This is a genomic window from Sphingomonas abaci, from assembly GCF_014199625.1.
GTDB lineage: Bacteria > Pseudomonadota > Alphaproteobacteria > Sphingomonadales > Sphingomonadaceae > Sphingomonas > Sphingomonas abaci.
Genome location: NZ_JACHNY010000001.1, coordinates 536,902 through 560,082, shown reverse-complemented (window position 1 = coordinate 560,082; position 23,181 = coordinate 536,902). Strand labels below are relative to the sequence as shown.

Genomic DNA, 23,181 nt, shown 5'->3' with positions numbered 1-23,181 from the left:
CTTATTGATCGTGCGAACCATTATCAGAACTAATCCTTAAGTCTTGCGCTTTAGCGGTTGCCCTCGGCCCATGATGGGCGTAGGCGGCGTGACCAATCGCTCGCCTCAGGACGGAGATGGATTGGATGGCCCGTAAGAAGATCGCGCTGATCGGCGCCGGTAATATCGGCGGCACGCTCGCGCACCTCGCAGCGCTCAAGGGTCTGGGCGATATCGTCCTGTTCGACGTGGTCGAGGGCGTTCCCCAGGGCAAGGCGCTCGACCTGTCGCAGTGCGGCCCGGTCGAAGGCTTCGACGCCACGATCACGGGCACCAACGACTATGCCGACATCGCCGGCGCGGACGTCATCATCGTCACCGCCGGTGTCGCGCGCAAGCCCGGCATGAGCCGCGACGATCTGCTCGGCATCAACCTGAAGGTGATGAAGGCGGTAGGCGAGGGCATCAAGGCCAATGCGCCCGACGCCTTCGTGATCTGCATCACCAACCCGCTCGACGCGATGGTCTGGGCGCTGCGTGAATTCTCCGGCCTGCCCGCCCATAAGGTGGTCGGCATGGCTGGCGTGCTCGACTCGGCGCGCTTCAGCCACTTCCTCGCCGAGGAGTTCGGCGTGTCGGTGAAGGATGTGAATACCTTCGTGCTCGGCGGCCACGGCGACACGATGGTGCCGGTGCTGGAATATTCGACCGTCAGCGGCATCCCGGTCAGCGACCTGATCGCAATGGGCTTCTCCACGCAGGAGAAGGTCGATGCGATCGTCAAGCGCACGCGTGGCGGCGGCGGCGAGATCGTCGCGCTGCTCAAGACCGGCTCGGCCTATTATGCGCCCGCGACGAGCGGCATCGCGATGGCGGAAGCCTATCTGTACGACCAGAAGCGCATCCTGCCGGCGGCCGCGCACCTGTCGGGCGAGTATGGCATCGACAATCTGTATGTCGGCGTACCGGTGGTGATCGGCGCCGGCGGCGTCGAGAAGGTCGTCGAGGTCAAGCTGACCGACGAGGCCAAGCAGAACCTGCAGGTGTCGGTCGACGCCGTGAAGGAGCTGCTGGTCGCCTGCAAGGGCATCGACGGGACGCTGGCGTAAGGACAGGCTGTCGATGTGAACCCTGGTTCCCCGGCGAAGGCCGGGGCCCAGTTGGGGAGGTCCCGAGGTGGAAAAGCCGGGCTATGTCTACAGCATGGCAAGCCAACGAAACGGCACCATCTATGTCGGGGTGACCAGCGATCTGGTCCGACGGGTGCATCAGCAGCGTTCGGCGATGATCGACGGGTTCACGAAGACGCATGATTGCAAGCGCTTGGTCTGGTACGAGGCGCATGACGGTATCGAAGCGGCTCGGCAGCGCGAGTTGCAGATGAAGAAATGGAAGCGGTCCTGGAAGCTGCGAGAGATTGAAGGGTTCAATCCCGACTGGGATGATCTGTTCGACCGCATCGTAGAAGCCTGACCGTTTCCCAACTGGGCCCCGGCCTTCGCCGGGGAACAAGAGGGAAGAGAAACGGATGAGCATCCTCGTCGACCGGAATACCAAGGTCATCACCCAGGGCATGACCGGCGAGACCGGCAGCTTCCACACCAAGGCGGCGCTGGACTACGGCACGCAGATGGTCGGCGGCGTCACGCCCGGCAAGGGCGGCACCGAGCATCTCGGCCTGCCCGTGTTCAACACGGTGGCGGAAGCCAAGTCGAAGACCGGCGCCGATGCGTCGGTCATCTACGTGCCGCCGCCCTTCGCCGCGGATTCGATCCTGGAGGCGATCGACGCCGAGATCCCGCTGATCGTCGCGATTACCGAGGGTATCCCGGTGCTCGACATGGTCAAGGTGAAGCGCGCGCTGTCGGGCAGCAAGTCGCGGCTGATCGGCCCGAACTGCCCCGGCGTGCTGACCCCGGGCCAGTGCAAGATCGGCATCATGCCCGGGTCGATCTTCAAGGAGGGCTCGGTGGGCGTCGTGTCGCGGTCGGGCACGCTGACCTATGAGGCGGTGTTCCAGACCTCGAACGCAGGCCTGGGCCAGACCACGGCGGTCGGCATCGGCGGCGACCCGGTCAACGGCACCAACTTCATCGACGTGCTGGAGCTGTTCCTGGCCGACGAGGCGACCAAGTCGATCATCATGATCGGCGAGATCGGCGGTTCGGCCGAAGAGGAAGCGGCGCAGTTCCTGCGCGACGAGGCCAAGCGTGGCCGCAAGAAGCCCATGGCGGGCTTCATCGCCGGCCGCACCGCGCCCCCGGGCCGTCGCATGGGCCATGCCGGCGCGATCGTGTCGGGCGGCCAGGGCGGCGCCGAGGACAAGATCGCGGCGATGGAAGCGGCCGGCATCAAGGTCGCGGCGAGCCCCAGCGAACTCGGCTCGACGCTGCTGTCGGTGCTGAACGGTTAAGCAAATAGCCGCCAGGCCGACGCGGGTCGGCCTTTCGGTCCGGTCGGGCAGGTCGCCCGGGCGGGCCGGGACCCCCGATGGGTCCGGGGTGGCGGAGGAGATGGTAAGATGGGCTACGAAGGTCAGGATTTCAGCGACGTCGCATCGGGCGTCAGCCCCGCGTTCATCGAGGCGCTCTACGCCAAATACCAGGCGTCCCCATCGGAGGTGGAGCCGGGTTGGCGCGCCTTCTTCGAAGGGCTGGAAGCCGGACCCTCGCAGCCGAGCTGGCGGAGCAGTCGCTGGCCGCTGACCACCACCGATGATCTGACCGCCGGGCTCGACCCGACGCAGATGGAGCCTGCGCCCAAGCCGGCGCGTGGCGGCAAGCCCGCCCCCGCGGCGGCCGCGGCTCCGGCGGCGACCCAGGCCGATATCGTCAAGGCGGCCGGCGACGCGATCCGCGCGCAGCTGCTGATCCGCACCTATCGAGTCCGCGGCCACCTGGCCGCCAACCTCGACCCGCTGGGCCTCGCCAAGCGCGAGATGCCCGAGGACCTGCGCACCGAATATCACGGCTTCAGCGATGCCGACCTGGACCGGCCGGTCTATCTGGGCGGCACGATGGGCTTCGAATGGGCGACCATCCGTCAGCTCGTCGACACGCTGCGCAAGAATTACTGCGGCAATGTCGGCCTCGAATATATGCACATCGTCGATGTCGAGGAGCGCCGTTTCCTGCAGGAGCGCATGGAAGGCCAGGACAAGGCGATCGAGTTCACCCAGGACGGCAAGAAGGCGATCCTGAACAAGGTGATCGAGGCCGAGCAGTGGGAGAAGTTCCTGGGCCGCAAATATGTCGGCACCAAGCGCTTCGGGCTGGACGGCGGCGAGTCCATGATCCCCGCGCTCGAGTCGGTCATCAAATATGGCGGCCAGATGGGCGTGCGCGAGATCGTGTTCGGCATGGCGCATCGCGGTCGCCTGAACGTGCTCGCCAACGTCATGGCGAAGCCGCTGCGCGTGATCTTCCATGAGTTCGCCGGCGGTTCGGCCAACCCCGACGACATCGGCGGCTCGGGCGACGTGAAGTATCACCTGGGCACCTCGACCGACCGCGAGTTCGACGGTCACACCGTCCATATGTCGCTGGTCGCCAATCCCTCGCACCTCGAGGCGGCGGACCCGGTGGTGCTGGGCAAGACCCGCGCGATCCAGACGATCGCCGGCGACCTGACCGACCACAGCGCCTCGCTGCCGGTGCTGATCCATGGCGACGCGGCGTTCGCGGGCCAGGGCATTGTCTGGGAGTGCCTCGGCTTCTCCGGCATTCGCGGCTATAACACGGGCGGTTGCGTCCACTTCATCATCAACAACCAGGTGGGCTTCACCACCAGCCCGCAATTCGCGCGCTCCTCGCCCTATCCGTCGGATGTGGCCAAGGGCGTCCAGGCGCCGGTCTTCCACGTCAATGGCGACGATCCGGAGGCGGTGACCTTCGCGACCAAGATGGCGATGGAATTCCGCCAGAAGTTCCACCGCGACATCGTCATCGACATGTGGTGCTATCGCCGGTTCGGTCACAACGAGGGCGACGAGCCGGGCTTCACCCAGCCGCTGATGTACAAGGCGATCAAGGATCACCCGCCGGTCAGCGCCATCTATGCCAAGCGGCTCGCCGCCGAGGGCGTGGTCGATCAGGCCTGGGTCGACGACAATGTCGGCCAGTATGTGACGCGTCTGGAGGGCGAGTTCGAGGCGGGGGCCAGCTACAAGCCGAACCGCGCCGACTGGTTCGCCGGCCGCTGGACCGGCCTGTCCGCCCCGACCGAGGGAGAGGCCGCGCGCCGCACCGCCGAGACCGGCATCACCCCCAAGCTGTTCGACAGCCTGGGCCGCACGCTGACCTCGGTTCCTGACAGCATCCAGATCCACAAGACGCTGTCGCGCGTCATCGACGCCAAGAAGCAGATGTTCGCAACCGGCGCCAATTTCGACTGGGCGACGGGCGAGGCCCTGGCCTTCGGCTCGCTGATGTCGGAAGGGTATGGCGTCCGCCTGTCGGGCCAGGATTCCGGCCGCGGCACCTTCTCGCAGCGTCACGCCGTCTGGGTCGACCAGACCGACGAGCATAAATATGTGCCGCTCTCGACCGTCGAGCATGGCCGGTTCGAGGTGCTGGACTCGCCGCTCAGCGAATATGGCGTGCTTGGCTTCGAATATGGCTATGCGCTCGCGGATCCGAAGACGCTGGTGATGTGGGAGGCGCAGTTCGGCGACTTCGTCAACGGCGCGCAGATCATGATCGACCAGTTCATCGCCAGCGGTGAAGCCAAGTGGCTGCGCGCCAACGGCCTGGTGATGCTGCTGCCCCATGGTTACGAGGGGCAGGGGCCGGAGCACAGCTCGGCACGGCCCGAGCGGTTCCTGCAGCTGTGCGCGGGCGACAACATGCAGGTCGCCAACTGCACCACGCCGGCCAATTATTTCCACCTGCTGCGCCGGCAGATGCATCGCAGCTTCCGCAAGCCGCTGATCGTGTTCACGCCCAAGTCGCTGCTGCGCCACAAGCTGGCCACCTCGACCGCGGCGGAGTTCCAGGGCGACTCGCACTTCAAGCGCATCCTGTCCGACACCAATGGCGCGCCGGACGGCGAGACGAAGCGCGTCGTGCTGTGCACCGGCAAGGTCGCCTATGACCTGATCGAGGCGCGCGACGCGGCGAACGACACCGGCACGCAGATCATCCGCATCGAGCAGCTCTACCCCTTCCCGGGTGAGCCGCTGGCCGCGCGGCTGGCGCGGATGCCGCAGCTCGAGGAGGTGGTCTGGGCACAGGAAGAGCCGCGCAACCAGGGCTATTGGTTCTTCGTCGAACCACTGGTCGAAGAGGCGCTGGCCAAGGTGAACGGCGCGGTCAAGCGGGCGCGCTATGCCGGCCGCGCGGCGGCGGCGTCGCCCGCCACCGGCCTGATGAAGCGCCACCAGACCGAGCAGGGCGCGCTGATCGCCGATGCGCTCGGCCATAATGTGCGCGACGAGATCCGTCGCGGCCGCGAGACCGACCGCAAGGCCGGCAAGGCGGCGTCCTGACGATCCGGCCGGTCGGGCCATGATGCCCGGCCGGCCCTTTATCTAATCCCGCGTAACGCCCGTGTTCGACGGCGTTTGCGCCACTGGACCCGGAGCCTCAGCCGGGTGGAAGGAAGCAGCGAAGATGGCCACCGAAGTTCTCGTCCCCGTGCTGGGCGAATCGATCACCGAAGCCACGGTCGGCGAATGGCTGAAGCAGCCTGGCGACAAGGTCGCCGCCGATGAGCCGATCGCCAGCCTGGAGACCGACAAGGTGTCGGTCGAGGTGCCCTCGCCGGTCGCGGGCGTGATGGGCGAACATGCCGTGAAGGTCGGCGACACGGTGCAGGTCGGCGCGCTGCTCGCCACCGTCGACGCCGGTGGCGCCGCCACCGCCGCGCCGACGCCGGCGCCGCAGCCCGCCGTCACCGAAACGCCCGCCGCCGCCCCGGCCAGTGCCGCCGCCGCGCTGTCGCCGTCGGTGCGCCGCGCCGTGCTGGAGCATGGCGTCGATCCCTCGACGGTCACCGGCACCGGCAAGGACGGCCGCCTGACCAAGGAAGACGTGGCCGCCGCCGCGTCGTCCAAGCCGGCCGCCGCTGCCGCTCCGGCGCCCGCCGCGACGCCTGCCGCCGCCCCGTCGGCCGGTGGCCGCAAGGAGGAGCGCGTCAAGATGACGCGCCTGCGCCAGACGATCGCCCGCCGCCTGAAGGAGGCGCAGAACACCGCCGCGATGCTGACGACGTTCAACGACGTCGACATGTCCGCGGTGATTGCCGCGCGCGCCAAGTACAAGGACCTGTTCGAGAAGAAGCACGGCGTCCGCCTGGGCTTCATGGGCTTCTTCGTGAAGGCCGCGACCATGGCGCTGAAGGACGTGCCGGCGGTCAACGCCTCGATCGAGGGCGACGAGATCGTCTATCACGACTATGCCGATATTTCGGTCGCGGTCAGCGCGCCGAATGGCCTGGTCGTGCCGGTGATCCGCGACGCGCAGAACCTGTCGGTCGCCGGCATCGAGAAGACGATCGGCGATTTCGGCAAGCGCGCCAAGGACGGCACGCTGAAGATGGACGAGATGAAGGGCGGCACCTTCACCATCTCCAATGGCGGCGTGTTCGGCTCGCTGATGTCGACCCCGATCATCAACCCGCCCCAGTCGGCGGTGCTGGGTCTGCACCGCATCGAGGAGCGGCCGGTCGTGGTCGACGGTCAGATCGTGGTGCGCCCGATGATGTACCTCGCGGTCAGCTACGACCATCGCCTGATCGACGGTCGCGAGGCGGTGACCTTCCTGGTCGCGCTGAAGAACGCGATCGAGGACCCGACCCGCATCCTGATCGATCTTTGATCGAAGCCCAACGTACCACCCCGGCGAAGGCCGGGGTCCAGTTGGGATGGCAGATGAAACCGGGGCCGCGTTCACCCATATCCGCCCCGTAACTGGACCCCGGCCGTCGCCGGGGTGGAGACAAGACCATGGCTGACGAACAGCAGTACGACTATGACGTCCTCGTGATCGGCGCCGGCCCCGGCGGCTATGTCGCGGCGATCCGCGCCGCGCAGCTCGGCCTGCGCACCGCCTGCGCCGAGAGCCGCGAGACGCTGGGCGGCACCTGCCTGAACGTGGGCTGCATCCCGTCCAAGGCGCTGCTGCACGCGTCCGAACTCTACGAGGAGGCGACCGGCGGCCACCTGGCCAAGTTCGGCGTCAACTTCCAGGGCGTCAGCCTCGACCTGGACCAGATGCACGCGGAGAAGGCCAAGGCGGTCAAGGAACTGACCGGCGGCATCGAATTCCTGTTCAAGAAGAACAAGGTGACCTGGCTTAAGGGCCGCGCCGCCTTCCAGGACGCGCACCGCGTCGAGGTCGGCGGGCAGGTCGTCACCGCCAAGGACATCGTGATCGCCACGGGTTCGTCGGTGACGCCGCTGCCGGGCGTCGCGATCGACCAGAAGGTGGTGGTCGACTCGACCGGCGCGCTGGCGCTGCCCAAGGTGCCCGAGCATCTGGTAGTGATCGGCGGTGGCGTGATCGGGCTGGAGCTGGGCTCGGTCTGGCGGCGGCTGGGCGCCAAGGTGACGGTGGTCGAGTATCTCGACCAGATCCTGCCCGGCTTCGACGGCGAGGTCCGCAAGGAATCGGCCAAGCTGTTCAAGAAGCAGGGCATGGACCTGCTGACCGGCACCAAGGTGACCGGCGTGACCGTCGAGGGCGACCGCGCGCAGGTGCAGGTCGAGCCGGCGGCCGGCGGCGAGGCCCAGGTGCTGGCGGCGGACGCGGTGCTGGTCGCGATCGGCCGCAAGCCGAACATCGACGGCCTCAACCTGGAGGCGGCGGGCGTGGCGCTCACCGAGCGCGGCCAGGTCGGCATCGACCATGACTTCCGCACCAACGTTCCCGGAATCTGGGCGATCGGCGACGTCGCCCCCGGCCTGATGCTCGCGCACAAGGCGGAGGACGAGGGCGTCGCGGTGGCCGAGAATATCGCCGGCCAGACCGGCATCGTGAACCACGACGTCATCCCCTCGGTCGTCTACACCATGCCGGAAATCGCCGGCGTCGGCCTGTCCGAAGAGGCCGCCAAGGCCAAGGGCGAGGTGAAGGTCGGCAAGTTCCCGTTCATGGCGAACAGCCGCGCCAAGACGAACCGCGACACCGACGGCTTCGTCAAGATCATCGCCGACGCCAACACCGACCGCGTGCTGGGCGTGTGGATCGTCTCGTCGCTGGCGGGCACGATGATCGCCCAGGCGGCGCAGGCGATGGAATTCGGCGCGACCAGCGAGGACATCGCCTATACCTGCCATGCGCACCCGACCCATTCGGAAGCGGTGAAGGAAGCGGCGATGGCGGTGCAGGGCAAGCCGATCCACATCTGATCCGCTGATCCCGAGCCTCTTCGAGGGGTGTCGCCGGCGCGGGCCGGCGGCACCCCTTGTCGTTCTGGGGTCGCCGCGCGTGCGGAAACCGGCCCCATCGGCGGAGGCGGGGATGCCGCCCGCCCGATCGCTTCCCCCAGGCGAAGGTGAGACGGTCGCCGAGCCGACCCGATCATCCCGGCCTGCGTCCGGGAGGGGCTGGCGGCAGTGGAACGTCGACGTGCGCATCGGTCGCGCCGTCGTCCGCCTGGCACGTCCGGGATCATGGGCCCTGGCGCCGAACCGCCTGCACGCTTCCCGCGACTCTGCAAGCCATTGCCTGATCGGGACAATCATGGCCTATTGCGGCGATGCGCATCCGCTTCCGCCTCGCCGCCCTCGCGCTTCCCGTTCTGGCCGGCGCGATGGACGATCCGCCCGCGGGGCTCGGCGCGAGCAACTACCAGGTCGATGCGCCGCTCGTGCGGCCGGCGCACGCGGCCCTCGTCTGGTCGGACGAGTTCGACGGCGACCGGCTCGATTCCGCCAAGTGGCGCTACGACAGCAGCCGCAATCGCCAGGGCTGGTATAATCACGAACGCCAATATTATGCCGCCGACCGGCCTGAGAACCTGCGCGTCGCCGGTGGCCAGCTCGTCATCACCGCGCGCCGCGAGCGGGTGACGACGGCGGCCGATTATGGCGGGCAGGCCTACAGCTCCGCCAGGATCGACACGGCCGGCAAGGCGGGCTGGACCTATGGCTTCTATGAAATTCGCGCCAGGCTGCCCTGCGGGCGCGGTACCTGGCCGGCGATCTGGATGATGCCTGATGCGTCGGCACCCTGGCCCAAGGCCGGCGAGATCGACATCATGGAGGCGGTCGGATGGCAGCCGGAGGTGGTCCACGCCACGCTGCATTCCGAACTGTTCGTCCACACCAAGGGCACGCAGCGCGGCGCGCAGCGGCCGTTGCCAACCGCCTGCTCCGCCTTTCACCGCTATCAGCTCGACTGGCGGCCCGACTCGATCACGATCGGCGTCGACGACCGCGCCTATATGCGGGTGCGCAACGACCAGCCCGGCGGGCGCGGCGCCTGGCCGTTCGACCGGCCGTTCCACCTGATCCTCAATCTCGCGATCGGCGGCGACTGGGGCGGGGCGCGGGGGATCGACGACGCGGCGCTGCCCCAGACGATGGCCGTCGATTATGTCCGCGTCTGGCAGGAGCGCCGGCGATAGCCGACCCGTCCGCCGACCGCCGCGCGCTGGAGACCCGGTGGCTGGCGTTGACCCGCGACGCATTGCCGGCCCTGGCGGCGACGCGCGGCTGGCCGGTGCGCGCCGACCATTGCTTCCAGCGCATCCTGCTCGACCAGGCCTGTGGCGGCTGCTGGTACGACCGCATCGCTGGGCGACCGGCCTATGCCCATGCCGATGACGCGGTGCTGGCCCGTGCGGTCGCGCTGGCGGAGGCGGCGCGCGACGGGGCGGCCGACCTGCCGGCGATGAACCGCCAGTCGCTGGCCTGGCGCGGCAAGGGTCAGGCGATCCGCCGCAGCCGGTAACCGCTCCGCTCGACCGAGACATGGCCGAGCCGGACCAGCGCCTCCAGAGTCGCCTGGACCCGCCGCTCGATCCGTCGCCCTTGCGCGAAGCCGCTGGCGATGGACGCCGCATCCATCTCGCCGCCACCGCGCAATGCCGCCAGCACGAACGCGGTCTGGCCGATCGCGTCGCGGGGAAAGGCGGGCCTGGGCGAACGGGGCGCGGCCGGTCGAACGGCCCCGGTCTCTGGCGACACCAAGTGCAGGGAGGGGATCGCGACGGCCGCTTCGTCCCGCTGCCAGTCGGGGCGGAGCCAACGCACCTGACCGCGCGCCTCCTCGGCCAGCCGCTCGCCGTTCAGCGCCACCAGCCGCGCGACCATCGCCCGGTCGTCGAGATCGCCGGGCCAGCCATAGGCGGCGGCGACCGCGCGATCGAGCCGGTCGTGCAACTCCATCAGGATGTCGACGCGGCCGCGCTGGCGGCGATCCTGTTCCGGCCGGGTCAGCGTCGCGCCCAGCATCAGCTTTTCGCGCAGGTTGTAGAGGCCGGTGAGCGTCAGGTCGGCATGGCCTGCGACCACCTCGCGCCGCATGGCGTCGATCTCTTCCGCCAGCGCGGCGATGGCGGCATCCGCCGCCTCGTCGTCGGGCGGGAAGGGGAAGGGGTCGAAGCTGCTGGTCTTGGCATAGACCGCGGGCCGGTCGTACACGCCCATCATCCCCGCATTGGCCAGATACCAGGCGCGGTGGATGCGCGATTGCAGGACGCCCAAATGACATGCGCGGTCCGTGGCGATGCAGATCAGCTTGTTGTCGGGCAGGATGCCGGCGTCCAGGAACTGGAAGAGGCGGTGCTTCGCCGTCTCCACCGTGACGATATAGCGCGGGAGATCCGCCAGCGCGGGGCGGAGCGCCCGGCGCGGCTCGCCGAAGCTCCACCACCGGTCGCGGTAGCTCGCGCGGCGGTTGCCCGCGCGCTCGGGGCGCACGGTGCGCAGCAGATGCTGGTAGACCTCCGGAAAGCGTCGCCGCGCTTCGTCATCCTCCAGCTCGAACAGGTCGATCGCCCACAGGTCGCGCGAGACGCCGGTCAGGTCGCGGCCGTTGCGATAGGGGCGGATATGCCGTTCCAGGCCCGCCCGACGGCCGAGGCCCAGCCCGACCGCCTCGTCATGGGTGACGAGGAAACCTGCGCCGTGCAGCGACATGCCGCGCGAGCACAGCGCGTCGTTGGCGCGTAGGGGGCGGGCGGCGGTCAGGTCGGTGCCGATCGTCAGGTCCGCGTTGATCCGCCCGCGCGTCCCGCCCAGGGCGATCCGGGGCGTATCGCTGTCCAGCGCCGCCTCCGCCAGCACGGCGAGCAGCACCCCCTCCGGCCGCCCCGCCTGCGCCACGGTCATCGCGATGCGGACGGCGGCGGCGTCGGGCGTCGCCTGGGTCCAGGCATGGTCGGCGATCGCCAGCACCAGACCGACCGGCGGATCGGCGGCCATGCGCCGCTCGATCACGCGGCGGCTGAACGCCTGGGTGATTGAATTGGTGGTGACGAAGCCGAAGCGGTGCAGCCGCGTGCCCGGTGCGGTCAGCAGCGCCGCCGCCCGGTCCCACCAGTACATGACGAAATCGGCGGACGGGTTCATGTGCGGATGCGCCTGCCACAAGGCGGTGGCATAGGCGTCGCCCAGCCGTACGCGCAGGTCCTTGCCGCCGATGAAGGGCGGGTTGCCGACGATATAGTCCGCCGCCGGCCAGTCGGGGCGGCGCGGCTGACGGGCCTCCGGTGGCCCGTCCCAGGCGAGCACGGCATCCATCGCGACGATATTGTCCAGCCGCTCCAGCACCGGATCGGCGATCGTGCCGCGATTGCGCAGCTGCCATTGCAGATAGCCCAGCCACAGCACCAGTTCGGCGATGGCGGCGGCGCGCGGGTTGAGCTCCAGCCCCAGGAACTGGCGCGGATGGACGGTGGCGGTCTCCAGCGCCAGCGCCTCCTGTCCGCCGAGGTCGGCGAGCACCTCGAGCACATCGCCCTCCAGCCGCTTCATCAGCTCGAGCGCGACATAGAGGAAATTGCCGGTGCCGCAGGCCGGATCGAGCACCCGGAGGTTGGCCAGAACCTCGTGGAAATCATGCACGGCGCGGATCGCGGCCTGCGGCTCGGTGAGGCGCAGCCGCTCGACCGTGCCCAGCACCTGCATCTCCCAGGTGTCGCGCAGCGGCTGGAGGATCGTCGCGGTGACGAGCTGCTCGACATAGGCGCGGGGCGTGTAGTGCGCGCCGAGCCGCCGCCGTTCGTCCGGGTCCAGCGCCTGTTCGAGCAACGTGCCGAAGATCGCCGGCTCCACGTCGCGCCAGTCATGGCGGGCGGCGGCGTGGAGTTCGCCGACCTCGGCCGAGGTCAGCGGGATGGCGCGGCCACGGGCGAACAGGCCGCCGTTGAACCGCCGAATCTTCTTGCGCACCGCAAGCAAATAGGTGCCCGCGTCCATCGCCGCCCATAATTCCTCCAGCAGGGTGGGCAGGAAATCGGGCACGGCGATCGAGCCGGCGAGCAGGCCGGAGAAGCTGCCCCTGGCGAGCAGCTGGTGACCCTCGGCGAACATCGTGAACAGGCAGCGCATCAGGAAATGCGCGACCGGCTCGGCGGCATGGCCGCGTTTCTCCAGCGAGCGGCTGACGCTGGCCAGCCGGCCGGCGATGTCGCGGGTGACGCGTGCGGCGCGGCGGGTCGGGTCGAGCGAGAGGGGATCGAGCCACAATGCGCGCAGTCGCTCGCGGATCGCGGGCGTCTTCAGATCGTCCAGATAGATGCGGAACCCGGCGCGGTCGGGGAATTGCCGGTAATGTTTCCCCTGGCCCGAAAAGTCGGCGAATAGCTCGATCGCATGGCCGACATCGACCACCAGCAGGAAGGGCGGCCAACCATGGTCGGTCGGCAGGCAGCGGGCATAGAGCTCAGCCTGTTCGCGGGCGTTGCGCATCAGCACGTCCCAGCCGCGATGCGCGCTGCGCCGGCCGCGCGGCGGCTCGATACCGGGCAGCGACGCCTGCGCCGAGTCGAGCGGAACCTCCTTGGCGCCGCCCCGCTCGCGGCTCTGTTTGGCCTCCAGCACGAAACAGCCGCGGCGATAGAGGTCGATGCGGCGGTGGCGGACCGATCCGTCGGGCGCGATCTCGTCGACCGCGCGCTCGAAGACATAGTCGTTGCGCGCGCGGGTGGCATCGGCCGGGTCGGGCGGCGGCAGGTCGAGCAGCGCGCATAATTCGGTCAGGAACAGCGGGAAGTTGGCACGCTCGGCGCCGCCCTCGTTGCGCCGCCAGCGCTCGATGAAGCGTTCGATCACGGTATCGGTCATCGCACCCGCCTCCCGGTCCGGGGCGGCGGTGGTGGTGGACGCGGGTCAGCGGCGCGAGCGGGAATGGCTCCGTTCCGGCGCGGCCGAGGCCAGGCAAGCCGGTTTCGCCTCCATCCCGGACGCATCGACCGGGCCGGGACGGTGTGGAGCGACCATCGTGCATCCTGCCCCGCGCTCCCGACGCAGCAGCCCTTGCTCGCCTGCGACCCTCAGATCAGCCCCAGCGCGCGCAGCGAGGCATGGCCGTGCGCGCCGATGATCAGATGGTCGTGGACGGCGATGTTGAGCGGCTTGCCCGCGTCGACGATCCGGCGCGTGATCTCGATATCGGCGCGGCTGGGGGCGGGATCGCCGCTTGGATGATTGTGGACCAGGATGATTGCCGCCGATTGCAGCTCCAGCGCGCGGCGGATCACCTCGCGGACATGGACGGGGGCCTGGTCGACCGTGCCCTGGTTCATGATCTCGTCGCGGATCAGGACGTTGCGGGTGTTGAGGTGGAGGACGCGGAACAGCTCGACGCCGCGATGCGCCATGTCGGCGCGCAGATAGTCGAGCAGCGCCTGCCAGTTGGCCAGCATCGGCCGGTCGGCGACCTGGGCATGGAGCAGTCGCAGCGCCGATCCTTGCGCGATGCGGATCGCGGCGGCCGCGGCGTCGCCCATGCCGTCGACGCGCATCATCGCCTCCGGCTCGGCCGTCAGCAGGGCGCCGATCCCCCCGAACTCGGCGAGCAGCGCCTTGGCCAGCGGCTTGGTGTCGCGGCGGGGAATGGCGAGCGCGAGCAGATATTCCACCAGCTCATGATCGAGCAGCCCGGCCGGATCGGCGAGCAGCCGCTGGCGCAGACGTGCCCGGTGACCGGCATGATCGGGAAGGGGATCGGCCATCCGCCCGTCCTATCCGCGCGCGCGCCGGGATCAAGGACGGTATACGTCTGCCCCAGATAAGCGCTTCAACTCCGGTCATCCGGTCCGTAAGAAGCGCTCTCGGCAGGAGGATGACGCGCGCGGTGGAGGAGGAGCAGCATATCCAGCCGAATCGCCGCCCCTATAGCCGTCGCCGGCGCGCCGCCCTGGCCGGGGCCGCAGCGCTGGTCGTCGCCGGCACCAGCCTGTGGATCGAGCGCCGGCCGATCCTGCGTCATTTCGTCACCGACACGCTGGTCCGTCGCGGCGTGCCCGCGACCTATGACATCGCCGATCTGGGGCTGGGGCGGCAGCGGTTGACCCATGTCGTGATCGGCGATCCCGCCCGGCCGGACCTGGTCGCCGACTGGATCGAGACGCGTACCGATATCGGCCTGTCGGGTGTGTCGGTGCAGCAGGTGCGCGCCGGCCATGTCCGGCTGCGCGCCGAGCTTCGCGACGGCAAATTGCGGCTGGGGGCGCTCGACCGGCTGATGCCGCCATCGTCGGGCAACCAGCCCTTCGCGCTGCCCCGGCTGTCGGTCGACGTGGCCGATGCCCGCGTCCGGCTGATGACGCCGGCGGGGCTGGTCGGGCTGAAGCTGCGCGGCAAGGGCCGGCTGGACGACGGTTTCCGTGGCAGCCTGGCGGCGGTCGGGCCCGGCCTGGCGCTGGCGGGATGCACGCTGGCCGGCGTGTCGGCGGCGGTGGACGTGCGAATCGATCGTGCGCGCCCGGAGCTGGACGGGCCGGTGCGCATCGAGCGGCTGGCCTGCGCCGGGCTGCGCGCCGCGGCGCTGCGTGCCGACTTGTCGGTCGATCTCTCCGCCGCCCTCGACCGGTGGCAGGGGGATGCCCGGCTGGCGACCGGCGCGGTGCGGGGCGGCGGCGTCACCCTCGCCGCGACGCGCGGCCGGGTCGATTTCACCGGCGCCGCCTCCGGCACTGGCGGGCGGGCCGACCTGCACGGCAGCGGCTTGCGCGCGTCCCAGGGCGGAGCGGAAGCGCTGCGACTCTACGCGCGCTATGCGGTCGCGCCCGGCGGGGTGAAGGCCAGGGGCGTACTCGACGCGCAAGGGGCGGGGCTGGCCCCGGCGATGCTTTCCGGGCTGGACGGCGTGCCAGCCCTTGCCGGCACGCCGATGGCGCCGCTGCGCGACCGGCTGGTGACCGCAAGCCGGGCGGCGGCGCGACGGTTCGCCCTGCACCTGCCATTCGAGGCGGACGTGCATGGCGGCACCGGTGCGGTGACGCTGGGCGAGGGACGTGTCGACGCCGCGACCGGCGCACGGCTGGCGCTGACCGAGGGCACGCTGGGCTATCGCTGGCCGGCGGGGGGGCTGCACCTCGATGGTCGGATGACGGCCGGCGGCGGCGGCCTGCCCGATCTCGTGGTCGCGACGCGGCGACGCGACAGCGACGGGCGGCTGACCGGCACCGTGACCCTGGCCACGCCCTACGCGGCGGGCCAGGCCAGCCTTGCCGCCACGCCGCTCCGCTTCGCCCTGGGCGGGCGGGACGAGACGCGGCTGACCACCACGCTTCGCCTGACCGGGCCGCTCGGCGGCAACGGACAGGTCGAGGATCTGCGGCTGCCGCTCGCGGTCCGCCGGACGCGCGGCGGCTGGCGCGTGGAGCCGGGCTGCGTGCCCGTGGGCTGGCAGCGGCTGAGCGTTTCCAGCCTGACGCTCGACCCGGCGCGGCTGACGCTGTGTCCCGCCGGCGGCACGCTGCTGGCGGCAACGGAGGGGCGCGTCGCCGGCGAAGCGCGGCTGGGCGCGACCGCGCTGCGCGGGCGGATCGGCCGGACGCCGCTCGCCGTCGATGCGGCGGGTGCGCGCTTCGACGTCGCGACGCTGGGCTTCGTGCTGGACGGCGTGAAGGCGCGGCTCGGCGCGCCCGACCGCGCGACCCGGATCGATGCCGCGACGCTGACCGGGCGGATCGTCGATGGGGGCGCGGCCGGGCGGTTCACCGGCGGCGCGGGACAGATCGGCGCGGTGCCGCTGCTCTTGTCGGACGCCATGGGCGACTGGCGATTCCGGCGCGGCACGCTCGACGTGGGGGGGGCGCTGACCGTCACCGACGCACAGACCGGCGCTCCCCGTTTCAAGCCGATGGCGGGGCGCGGCGTCACCCTGACGCTGGCGGGCAACCGCATCGATGCCGCGGGCACGCTCCACGAGCCGACAACGGGCACGGCGGTCGCCAATGTCGCGCTGCATCATCTGCTGGGCGACGGCACCGGGGCGGCGGACCTGACCGTGCCGGGGCTGATCTTCACCAAGGCGTTCCAGCCCGATCTGCTGACCCCGCTGACCTTCGGCGTGATCGCCGATGTGCGGGGCAAGGTGACCGGCGCCGGCCATATCGCCTGGGGCGAGCGGGTGACGAGCACGGGCGCCTTCGCCAGCGAGGGCCTCGACCTCGCCGCCGCGTTCGGCCCCGCGACCGGCATCGCCGGCACGATCCGCTTCGACGACCTGCTCGCGCTGCATACGCCGCCGGGGCAGGTCGTGACGGTGAAGACGGTGAATCCTGGCGTCGCCGTCAACGACGGGGTGATCCGGTTCCAGCTCCTGGGCGGCGTACGCGTTCAGGTCGAGGATGCGCGCTGGCCCTTCGCGGGCGGCGCGCTGACGCTCGACCCGACGCTGCTGGACTTCGCCGCCGATCGGGCGCGGCACATGACCTTCCACGTCACCGGCGCGCGCGCCGACCAGTTCCTCCAGCAGTTCGACTTCCCCAATCTCGACGCCACCGGCATCTTCGACGGCACGCTGCCGATGATCTTCGACTCGCTTGGCGGGCGGATCGAGGGCGGACGGCTGGCGGTGCGCGACGGTGGCGGCACGATCGCCTATGTCGGGGTCCTGGGACAGAAGCAGCTCGGCACCTGGGGCAATCTGGCGTTCCAGGCGCTGAAATCGCTGCGCTATCGCAGCCTGACGGTCAACATGGACGGGCCGCTGGGCGGCGACATGGTGACCGCGGTCCGCTTCACGGGGGTCAAGCAGGGCGAGGGCGCCAAGACCAATTTCATCCTGCGCCGGCTGCAACGGCTGCCCTTCGTCTTCAACATCCGCATCCGCGCGCCGTTTCGCGGCCTGCTCGATTCGGTCTCGTCCTTCTACGATCCCAAGCGGCTGGTCGAACGGAACCTGCCCGCCTTGATCGAGGCGCAGAACCGCGCTGCGCAGCCCCCCGCGCCGGCGCCCGCGACGCCGCCCCTTTCCATTCAGACCCCCGTAAGCGAGAATCGGCGATGAAGCGTTCCAGGTTGACGACGATGCGAGCGATCACGATCTGTACGATGGCGATCCTGACCGGGGCGACCGGCGGCTGCATCAATGTGAACGCGCCGACCAAGCCGATCGAGATCAACCTGAACATCAATGTCACGCAGGAAGTGGTGTACCGCCTCGACAATGAGGCCAAGTCGCTGATCCAGCAGAATCCGGGGATTTTCTGATGAAGACCATGGCGAAGATGACGATGGCCGGCCTGCTGGCCTTGGCCAGCCTGTCGACCGCCGCCTGGGCGCAGCGCGACCCGGCCTATGCGGCGGCGCGCGCGGCGGGCGAGGTTGGCGAGCAGCCCGACGGCTATCTGGGCGTGGTCGGCAGCGGCTCGGCGGAGCTACGCGCGCTGGTCAATGCGATCAACATCCAGCGCAAGGCGGCCTATACGCAAAAGGCGCAGGCGACCGGCGCGACGGTGGAGCAGCTCGCCTTCACCAGCGGCTGCAACCTGATCGCGCAGACCAGGCCGGGCGAAAAATACCGTGCCCCCGATGGTAGCTGGAAGACGCGGACCAGCGCCCCGCCGGAACGCGACCCGCGCTGCGTTTGAGGGGGACGGCGTCGCTTCATGTAAGGACGACGCCGCGCCAGCCTACGGGGCTGGGCGCCGGGGCCACGCGCCATACGATCGGGGGCGCTGACCGGCGTCCCCCGACGGGGGCCGGGCCTCCACCGGGTGGCGTCGGGTGCGACGATCCTCCCTGAAGGTGGGACGCCGACACCCGGTTCAGAACAGTCCCGGCACCTCGCGCTGCGCCGCGCTCGGCCGGGCCGCGCGCACTAGTTCGCGATCCGCGGCGAAGGCGGTCGCATCGCCGCCGCGTGCGGTGATCGCGGTGCAGCTCCGCCCCGCGAGGAAATCGAGCGCGGCGCGGGTCGAGGCCTCGGCCGGATCGCCCATCGGCCGGCTCAGATCGTCGCTTGCCTGACAGGTCGTGCCGAGCGTGGAGGCGAGGCCGGTATAATAGCCGCCCTGGCGCGCGCTGTTCTGCGTGGCGAAGGCGATGACGCGCAGCCGGTCGTCGCACTGCGCGCGATCCAGCGCGATCTGCCCGACCGGCTTGCCATAGGTGTTGGTGCCGACCAGCGCCATGGCGCCGTTCAGATAGGGCGACATGGCATTGATCAGCAGCTCGCTCGCCGAGGCGGTGCCGCGCGTGCCGATGAAGGCGATGCGGGTCGGCGCGATCGATTGGGACTGCGGCCGGAAATAGCGGGTCTCGTTGTTCGCGGATTTCTCCGGACGGAAGGTCGTGTAGCTGAACACGTCCGATGCCTGGCGATTGCCGCCGAGCAGGTCGCCGGCCAGCTCCGCCGTGTCGACCAGGCCGCCGCCATTGTAGCGCAGGTCGATGATGACCCGGGTGATGCCCTGCTGGCGAAAGCCGTCAAAGGCGGAGCGGAGCTGCGCGTCGGCGGTGGTGATGAAGGTGCGCAGGTTGATATAGCCGACCTTTTGGTCGCCATCGTTGATGATCTGCACGCCGTAGCGGCTGGAGATCGGAGTCAGCGTATAGACCGCCTTGGCGACGCTGACGTCGCGCGTGCCGCCATTCGCCGTCTGGAGCCGGAAGACGCGGGTGGTGCCGGTCGTGTCGGGCCCCAGGGCATTGCCGATGCCATAGGTCGGGTCGGCGGCGGTGATCGCGGCGATGCTGCGTACGTCGCTGCTGGTGGTGCCGATGCCGACGATCTGCGCGCCGCGGTCGATCCCCGCGGCGAGCGCGGGCGCACCCTCGAAGCTTTCGGTGACGGTCAGCGCGCTGTTGCCGCTGCCGATGCTGATCCGGAAGCCGAAGCCGGCGCTCTCGCCCGAATCATAATAGGCATTCTCCTCCTTGATCGAGGCGAGATGCGTGAAATACCGATCCTTGGACTGGTCGCGCGCGGTCTTGGTCAGCGCGTCGATATAGTCGTCGACGGTCGAATAGGCGGCCGGGCTGAGGCTGGCGGGGAGCGTTTCGGGGAAGAGATACCATTCGCGCAACTGCGCCGCCGCCCAGTCCTGCCGCTCGCGCAGCGAGCAGCCGCTGGCGGTGGGCGCGGGGGTCGAGGCGGTGCCCCCGCCCGAGCTGCTGCCGTTCGCGGTGCTGGCGCTTGATCCGCCATCGCCGCCGCATCCCGCCAGCATCGCCGCCAATGCCAGCATCGCCCCGAACCGCTCGTGTCTCACGCAATACCTCACCTGATCAGGGATAAGGCTATTGCGGCGGCACGCCCTTGTCACTCGCAATCGGCTATCGAACCGGGGCAAAATCCAGCCTGGTCGATCAGGGCCTGCCGCCGTTCAGGCGTCGGTGGGATAGAGCGCCGCCGCCAGCCGCCGGCCCTCGGCCCGCAGCACGCCCCAGGCCCGCGCGGCGGCGCGGCTATCCATCGTCTCGACCCCGATGCCGCGCGCATCGAGCGCCTGGACCAGCGCGCGGGGCGGGCGGGCCAGCCGCGCGCCGGTGCCGATCAGCAGGAACTCGGGCAGCGGATCGAGCAGCGGCTCGATCGCCTCGACGGTCAGCTCGGCAAGGGCGGGTGGGGTCCAGTCCATCGCCTTGTCCGCCGTCAGCAACAGCGCGGTCGCGACCGTCACATCGTCCAGCCGGTAGCCATTGCCCGAAAAGCCCCGGATTTCCGGCCCGGTAACCGGCTGGCCGCGATCCATGCGCATGATGCCGGTCCCTTAGCGCTGACGCGGGACGATGCGCTCGGCATCGTCGATCTTGGTCTTGTCGGTCGTGCCCGGCTTCTCGCGGTTCGGCTCGGCGCGAAGGCCCAGCGCGATCAGCAGCGAGGACGACACGTAGATCGACGAATAGGTGCCGACCACGATGCCCAGGATCATCGCCGCGGTGAAGCCACGCAGCACATGGCCGCCCAGCAGCAGCATCGCGAGCAGCGCCAGCAGGATGGTGACCGAGGTCATCACCGTGCGCGGCAGCGTCTCGTTGACCGACAGGTTGATGATGTCGCGCATCTCCATCTTGCGATAGCGGCGCATGTTCTCGCGGATGCGGTCGTCGATGACGATCTTGTCGTTGATCGAATAGCCGATGATGGTCAGCACCGCCGCAACGATGTTCAGGTCGAACTCGAACCGGGTCAGCGCGAAGAAGCCCAGCGTCATCAACAGATCGTGGACGATGGCGACGATGGTCGACACGCCGAACTGCCATTCGAAGCGGAAGATGGCGAACAGGCCGATGCCCAGCACCGCCAGCACCACCGCCAGGATGCCGTGCTGGACCAACTCGCCCGACACCTTGCCCGACACGGTGGAGTAGCGACTGAAGGTCGCGCCGGGAAAAGCCTGGCCCAGTGCGGACTCGACCTTGCGGACGACGCGGTTGGTGGCGCCGTCATCCGCACCCTGCTGCACCGGCAGGCGGATCGAGAGCGCGCGCGGGTCCCCGACCTGCTGGAGCGACGCCTCGCCGACGCCCAGCCCGTCGATCACCTGGCGGACGCGGTTCTGGTCGGGCGGGGTGGGGAAGCGTTCCTCGATCATCAGGCCGCCGACGAAGTCGACGCCCATGTTGAGGCCGCGCGTGAAGACCAGCCCGACCGCCAGCAGCGACAAGGCCAGCGTCAGGCCAAACGCCCAGGTCCGCAGGCGGACGAAGTCGATATTGGTATCGTCAGGGACGAGCTTAAGGAGTTTCATGGGTCTGCTCGCCTCAGATGTTGATCGTCTTGGGCTTGGTGCGGCGAATCCACTGCGCCACCAGCATCCGGGTGAAAGTGACGGCGGTGAAGACCGAGGTGACGATGCCGATCAGCAGCACCACCGCGAAGCCCTTCACCGGTCCGGAGCCCAGCACCAGCATGATGAGGCCGGAAATCGCGTGGGTCACGTTCGCCTCGAAGATGGTGCGGCTGGCCTCCTTATAGCCCAGCTCGACCGACTGGACGACGCTGCGCCCGCGTCGCCGTTCCTCGCGGATGCGCTCGTTGATCAGCACGTTGGCGTCGACCGCCGTGCCGATGGTCAGCACGAAGCCGGCGATACCCGGCAGGGTCAGCGTGCCGCCCAGCACCGCCAGCACGCCGACGATGACGAACACGTTGATGACCACCGCCAGATTCGCATAGACGCCGAACCGGCCATAGGTCACCAGCATGAACACCACGACCAGCGCGACCGCGATCGCCGAGGCGAGCAGGCCGGCGCGGATCGAATCGGCGCCCAGGTCGGGGCCGACGGTCGATTCCTCGATCACCTTCAGATTGACCGGCAGCTTGCCCGAGCGGAGCGCGATGGCGAGCTGGTTGGCCGAATCGACGGTGAAATTGCCCTGGATATAGCCGCGCCCGCCCAGGATCGGCGTGTTGATGCTGGGGGCCGAGATCACCTGATTGTCGAGGATGATGGCGAAGCGCTTGCCGACATTGTCGGTCGTCGTCTTGGCGAATCGGCGGCCGCCCTGGCCGTCGAAGGTGAAGTTGACGATCGGCGCGTTGGTCTGCGGATCATAGCCCTGCGTCGCGTCGACCAGCTGGTCGCCGGAAATGACGGTCGAGCGCTTCACCGCGATGCGCGCGTTCGGCCCGCCATCGACATAGGTCAGGATCTGCGCGCCCAGCGGCGCTCGATTGGCGGCGAGATCGGCCGGGGAGACATTCTCCTCGACCATCTTGAATTCGAGCTTGGCGGTCTTGCCGAGCAGGTCCTTCAACGCCTGGGGATTCTGCAGGCCGGGAACCTGGACCAAGATTCGGTTGGTGCCCTGGCGGACGATGGTCGGCTCGCGCGTGCCGAGTTCGTCGATGCGGCGGCGCACGACTTCGGTCGCGTCGCCCATCGCGGTGTTGATCGCCTCGTCAAGGCCCGCCTGGGTCGGCTTCAGCACGAAGCGGCTGGAATCGACGACCTGGATGTCCCATTCGCGCTGTCCGGTCATGCCGGCGCCGCCGCCGGCGATCGACAACAGCCGCTCGCGCGCCGCGTCGACCTGGGATGGATCGCGAAGCATGAAGGAGAGCTGGCCGTTCCGCGTCGAGATGTCGCCGATCGCGATGCGCGGACTGCCGCGCTTCATTTCGGCCGCGATCTGGTCGCGCATCGTCTCGAGCCGGCTATTGGCCAGGTCGTTCGTATCGGCCTCCAGCAGCAGATAGCTGCCGCCGGCCAGGTCGAGGCCCAGATTGATGCGGGGCTTCGCCGGCAGGTGCGCGGCGAGATTGCTCGGCAGGATGCCCGACAGGACGCTCGGCATGGCGAGCGCGACGAGCGCCGCCAGCACCGCATAGATCGACCAGACCTTCCAGCGCGGGAAATCCAGCATCAGTCGTTCGCCGGCTTGGCGAGCGGATTAACCACCTCGGCGATCGTCGCCTTGACGACCCGGACGCGCGTGTTGGCGGCGATCTCCGCCTCGACATAGGCGTCCTCGACCTTGGTGACGCGACCGACGATGCCGCCGGCGGTGACGATCTGGTCCCCCTTCTTCACCGCCTGGATTGCCATCTGCAACTGCTTCACGCGGCGCTGCTGGGGGCGGATCATGAGGAAATAGAAGATGATGAAGACCAGGAACAGCGGCGCGAGGCTGAGAAAGCTCGCAATGCCGCTCGCGCCGGCGGCGCCGCCCGCGGTCTGGGCGTAAGCAGAGGGAATGAACATCGGACCCGTCATGGCTGGTCGGCGGGGGAACGCCCCCGCGCATGAAGCGCCGCCGCTACCATCCGGCGCGATTTATGGCAATCGTCGTGGGAACCGCCTCAAGCCGCTTGCATCCTGCGCCGACCGCGCGTAGAGGCCGCCCTCCGG

General features: G+C 69.3%; 18 protein-coding genes. 11 read left to right on the top strand and 7 right to left on the bottom strand.

What is annotated here, in order from left to right:
• The first annotated feature begins 125 nt into the window (after window positions 1-125).
• From mdh to GGQ96_RS02410, 8 genes are all read left to right on the top strand, one after another.
• Window positions 126-1,088, top strand: coding sequence for a malate dehydrogenase (gene mdh / locus GGQ96_RS02445; RefSeq protein ID WP_184111167.1), 963 nt, complete (start codon window positions 126-128; stop codon window positions 1,086-1,088).
• Window positions 1,089-1,155: 67 nt separating this feature from the next.
• Window positions 1,156-1,452, top strand: a complete 297-nt coding sequence (locus GGQ96_RS02440) for a GIY-YIG nuclease family protein (RefSeq protein WP_184111165.1) — start codon at window positions 1,156-1,158, stop codon at window positions 1,450-1,452.
• 55 nt (window positions 1,453-1,507) lie between these two features.
• On the top strand, window positions 1,508-2,392 hold the full coding sequence (sucD, locus tag GGQ96_RS02435) for a succinate--CoA ligase subunit alpha (RefSeq protein WP_184111163.1): 885 nt from the start codon (window positions 1,508-1,510) through the stop codon (window positions 2,390-2,392).
• A 108-nt stretch (window positions 2,393-2,500) separates the two neighbouring features.
• Entirely contained in the window at window positions 2,501-5,464 is a 2,964-nt protein-coding gene (locus GGQ96_RS02430; RefSeq protein ID WP_184111161.1) for a 2-oxoglutarate dehydrogenase E1 component, read from the top strand.
• Window positions 5,465-5,588: 124 nt separating this feature from the next.
• Window positions 5,589-6,794, top strand: coding sequence for a 2-oxoglutarate dehydrogenase complex dihydrolipoyllysine-residue succinyltransferase (gene odhB / locus GGQ96_RS02425; RefSeq protein WP_184111159.1), 1,206 nt, complete (start codon window positions 5,589-5,591; stop codon window positions 6,792-6,794).
• Window positions 6,795-6,922: 128 nt separating this feature from the next.
• Window positions 6,923-8,326, top strand: coding sequence for a dihydrolipoyl dehydrogenase (gene lpdA / locus GGQ96_RS02420; RefSeq protein ID WP_184111157.1), 1,404 nt, complete (start codon window positions 6,923-6,925; stop codon window positions 8,324-8,326).
• Window positions 8,327-8,676: 350 nt separating this feature from the next.
• Window positions 8,677-9,546 carry a glycoside hydrolase family 16 protein gene (locus GGQ96_RS02415; protein ID WP_246360012.1) on the top strand — a complete coding sequence of 290 codons (870 nt, stop codon included), beginning with the start codon at window positions 8,677-8,679 and terminating at the stop codon, window positions 9,544-9,546.
• A 47-nt stretch (window positions 9,547-9,593) separates the two neighbouring features.
• Window positions 9,594-9,872: a GCN5-related N-acetyltransferase gene (locus GGQ96_RS02410; protein ID WP_246360011.1), complete on the top strand. Its 279-nt coding sequence runs from the start codon at window positions 9,594-9,596 to the stop codon at window positions 9,870-9,872.
• On the opposite strand, the gene GGQ96_RS02405 is transcribed toward GGQ96_RS02410, so the two are convergent.
• Entirely contained in the window at window positions 9,848-13,210 is a 3,363-nt protein-coding gene (locus tag GGQ96_RS02405; protein WP_184111155.1) for a class I SAM-dependent DNA methyltransferase, read from the bottom strand. The genes GGQ96_RS02410 and GGQ96_RS02405 overlap by 25 nt on opposite strands.
• 209 nt (window positions 13,211-13,419) lie before the next feature.
• A complete protein-coding gene (radC, locus tag GGQ96_RS02400; RefSeq protein WP_184111153.1) occupies window positions 13,420-14,100 on the bottom strand; it encodes a RadC family protein in 681 nt (226 codons plus the stop codon).
• 110 nt (window positions 14,101-14,210) lie between these two features.
• Here radC and GGQ96_RS02395 point away from each other — a divergent pair, with 110 nt between their 5' ends.
• The 3 genes from GGQ96_RS02395 to GGQ96_RS02385 are packed head-to-tail and all read left to right on the top strand — an operon-like array spanning window position 14,211 to window position 17,970.
• Entirely contained in the window at window positions 14,211-17,387 is a 3,177-nt protein-coding gene (locus GGQ96_RS02395; RefSeq protein WP_184111151.1) for an intermembrane phospholipid transport protein YdbH family protein, read from the top strand.
• Complete coding sequence (locus tag GGQ96_RS02390; RefSeq protein ID WP_425506684.1) at window positions 17,384-17,590, top strand: YnbE family lipoprotein; 207 nt, start codon at window positions 17,384-17,386, stop codon at window positions 17,588-17,590. The genes GGQ96_RS02395 and GGQ96_RS02390 overlap by 4 nt, the downstream gene beginning before the upstream one ends.
• 8 nt (window positions 17,591-17,598) lie before the next feature.
• The gene (locus GGQ96_RS02385) at window positions 17,599-17,970 is read left to right on the top strand and encodes a YdbL family probable chaperone protein (protein ID WP_246360094.1); all 372 of its coding nucleotides are present in this window, start codon (window positions 17,599-17,601) and stop codon (window positions 17,968-17,970) included.
• Between the two features lie 177 nt (window positions 17,971-18,147).
• On the opposite strand, the gene GGQ96_RS02380 is transcribed toward GGQ96_RS02385, so the two are convergent.
• The 5 genes from GGQ96_RS02380 to yajC all read right to left on the bottom strand — a co-directional run bounded on the left by GGQ96_RS02380 (window position 18,148) and on the right by yajC (window position 23,034).
• Complete coding sequence (locus GGQ96_RS02380) at window positions 18,148-19,569, bottom strand: S41 family peptidase (RefSeq protein WP_184112180.1); 1,422 nt, start codon at window positions 19,567-19,569, stop codon at window positions 18,148-18,150.
• A 138-nt stretch (window positions 19,570-19,707) separates the two neighbouring features.
• Window positions 19,708-20,082: an Mth938-like domain-containing protein gene (locus GGQ96_RS02375; protein WP_184111147.1), complete on the bottom strand. Its 375-nt coding sequence runs from the start codon at window positions 20,080-20,082 to the stop codon at window positions 19,708-19,710.
• Between the two features lie 12 nt (window positions 20,083-20,094).
• Entirely contained in the window at window positions 20,095-21,075 is a 981-nt protein-coding gene (gene secF / locus GGQ96_RS02370) for a protein translocase subunit SecF (RefSeq protein ID WP_184111145.1), read from the bottom strand.
• A gap of 13 nt (window positions 21,076-21,088) precedes the next feature.
• A complete protein-coding gene (gene secD, locus GGQ96_RS02365; RefSeq protein ID WP_184111143.1) occupies window positions 21,089-22,696 on the bottom strand; it encodes a protein translocase subunit SecD in 1,608 nt (535 codons plus the stop codon).
• A complete protein-coding gene (gene yajC, locus GGQ96_RS02360; RefSeq protein WP_184111141.1) occupies window positions 22,696-23,034 on the bottom strand; it encodes a preprotein translocase subunit YajC in 339 nt (112 codons plus the stop codon). The genes secD and yajC overlap by 1 nt, the downstream gene beginning before the upstream one ends.
• Window positions 23,035-23,181: the final 147 nt, after the last annotated feature.

Excerpts from the sequence above, each read along its gene's own strand:
- GGQ96_RS02375 (WP_184111147.1), bottom strand. The coding sequence starts at position 20,082 with ATGCGCATGGATCGCGGCCAGCCGGTTACCGGGCCGGAAATCCGGGGC.
- mdh (WP_184111167.1), top strand. The coding sequence starts at position 126 with ATGGCCCGTAAGAAGATCGCGCTGATCGGCGCCGGTAATATCGGCGGC.
- odhB (WP_184111159.1), top strand. The coding sequence starts at position 5,589 with ATGGCCACCGAAGTTCTCGTCCCCGTGCTGGGCGAATCGATCACCGAA.
- GGQ96_RS02385 (WP_246360094.1), top strand. The coding sequence starts at position 17,599 with ATGGCGAAGATGACGATGGCCGGCCTGCTGGCCTTGGCCAGCCTGTCG.
- radC (WP_184111153.1), bottom strand. The coding sequence starts at position 14,100 with ATGGCCGATCCCCTTCCCGATCATGCCGGTCACCGGGCACGTCTGCGC.
- yajC (WP_184111141.1), bottom strand. The coding sequence starts at position 23,034 with ATGTTCATTCCCTCTGCTTACGCCCAGACCGCGGGCGGCGCCGCCGGC.
- lpdA (WP_184111157.1), top strand. The coding sequence starts at position 6,923 with ATGGCTGACGAACAGCAGTACGACTATGACGTCCTCGTGATCGGCGCC.
- secF (WP_184111145.1), bottom strand. The coding sequence starts at position 21,075 with ATGAAACTCCTTAAGCTCGTCCCTGACGATACCAATATCGACTTCGTC.
- GGQ96_RS02380 (WP_184112180.1), bottom strand. The coding sequence starts at position 19,569 with ATGCTGGCATTGGCGGCGATGCTGGCGGGATGCGGCGGCGATGGCGGA.
- GGQ96_RS02430 (WP_184111161.1), top strand. The coding sequence starts at position 2,501 with ATGGGCTACGAAGGTCAGGATTTCAGCGACGTCGCATCGGGCGTCAGC.
- sucD (WP_184111163.1), top strand. The coding sequence starts at position 1,508 with ATGAGCATCCTCGTCGACCGGAATACCAAGGTCATCACCCAGGGCATG.
- GGQ96_RS02415 (WP_246360012.1), top strand. The coding sequence starts at position 8,677 with ATGCGCATCCGCTTCCGCCTCGCCGCCCTCGCGCTTCCCGTTCTGGCC.
- GGQ96_RS02405 (WP_184111155.1), bottom strand. The coding sequence starts at position 13,210 with ATGACCGATACCGTGATCGAACGCTTCATCGAGCGCTGGCGGCGCAAC.
- GGQ96_RS02390 (WP_425506684.1), top strand. The coding sequence starts at position 17,384 with ATGAAGCGTTCCAGGTTGACGACGATGCGAGCGATCACGATCTGTACG.
- GGQ96_RS02395 (WP_184111151.1), top strand. The coding sequence starts at position 14,211 with ATGACGCGCGCGGTGGAGGAGGAGCAGCATATCCAGCCGAATCGCCGC.
- secD (WP_184111143.1), bottom strand. The coding sequence starts at position 22,696 with ATGCTGGATTTCCCGCGCTGGAAGGTCTGGTCGATCTATGCGGTGCTG.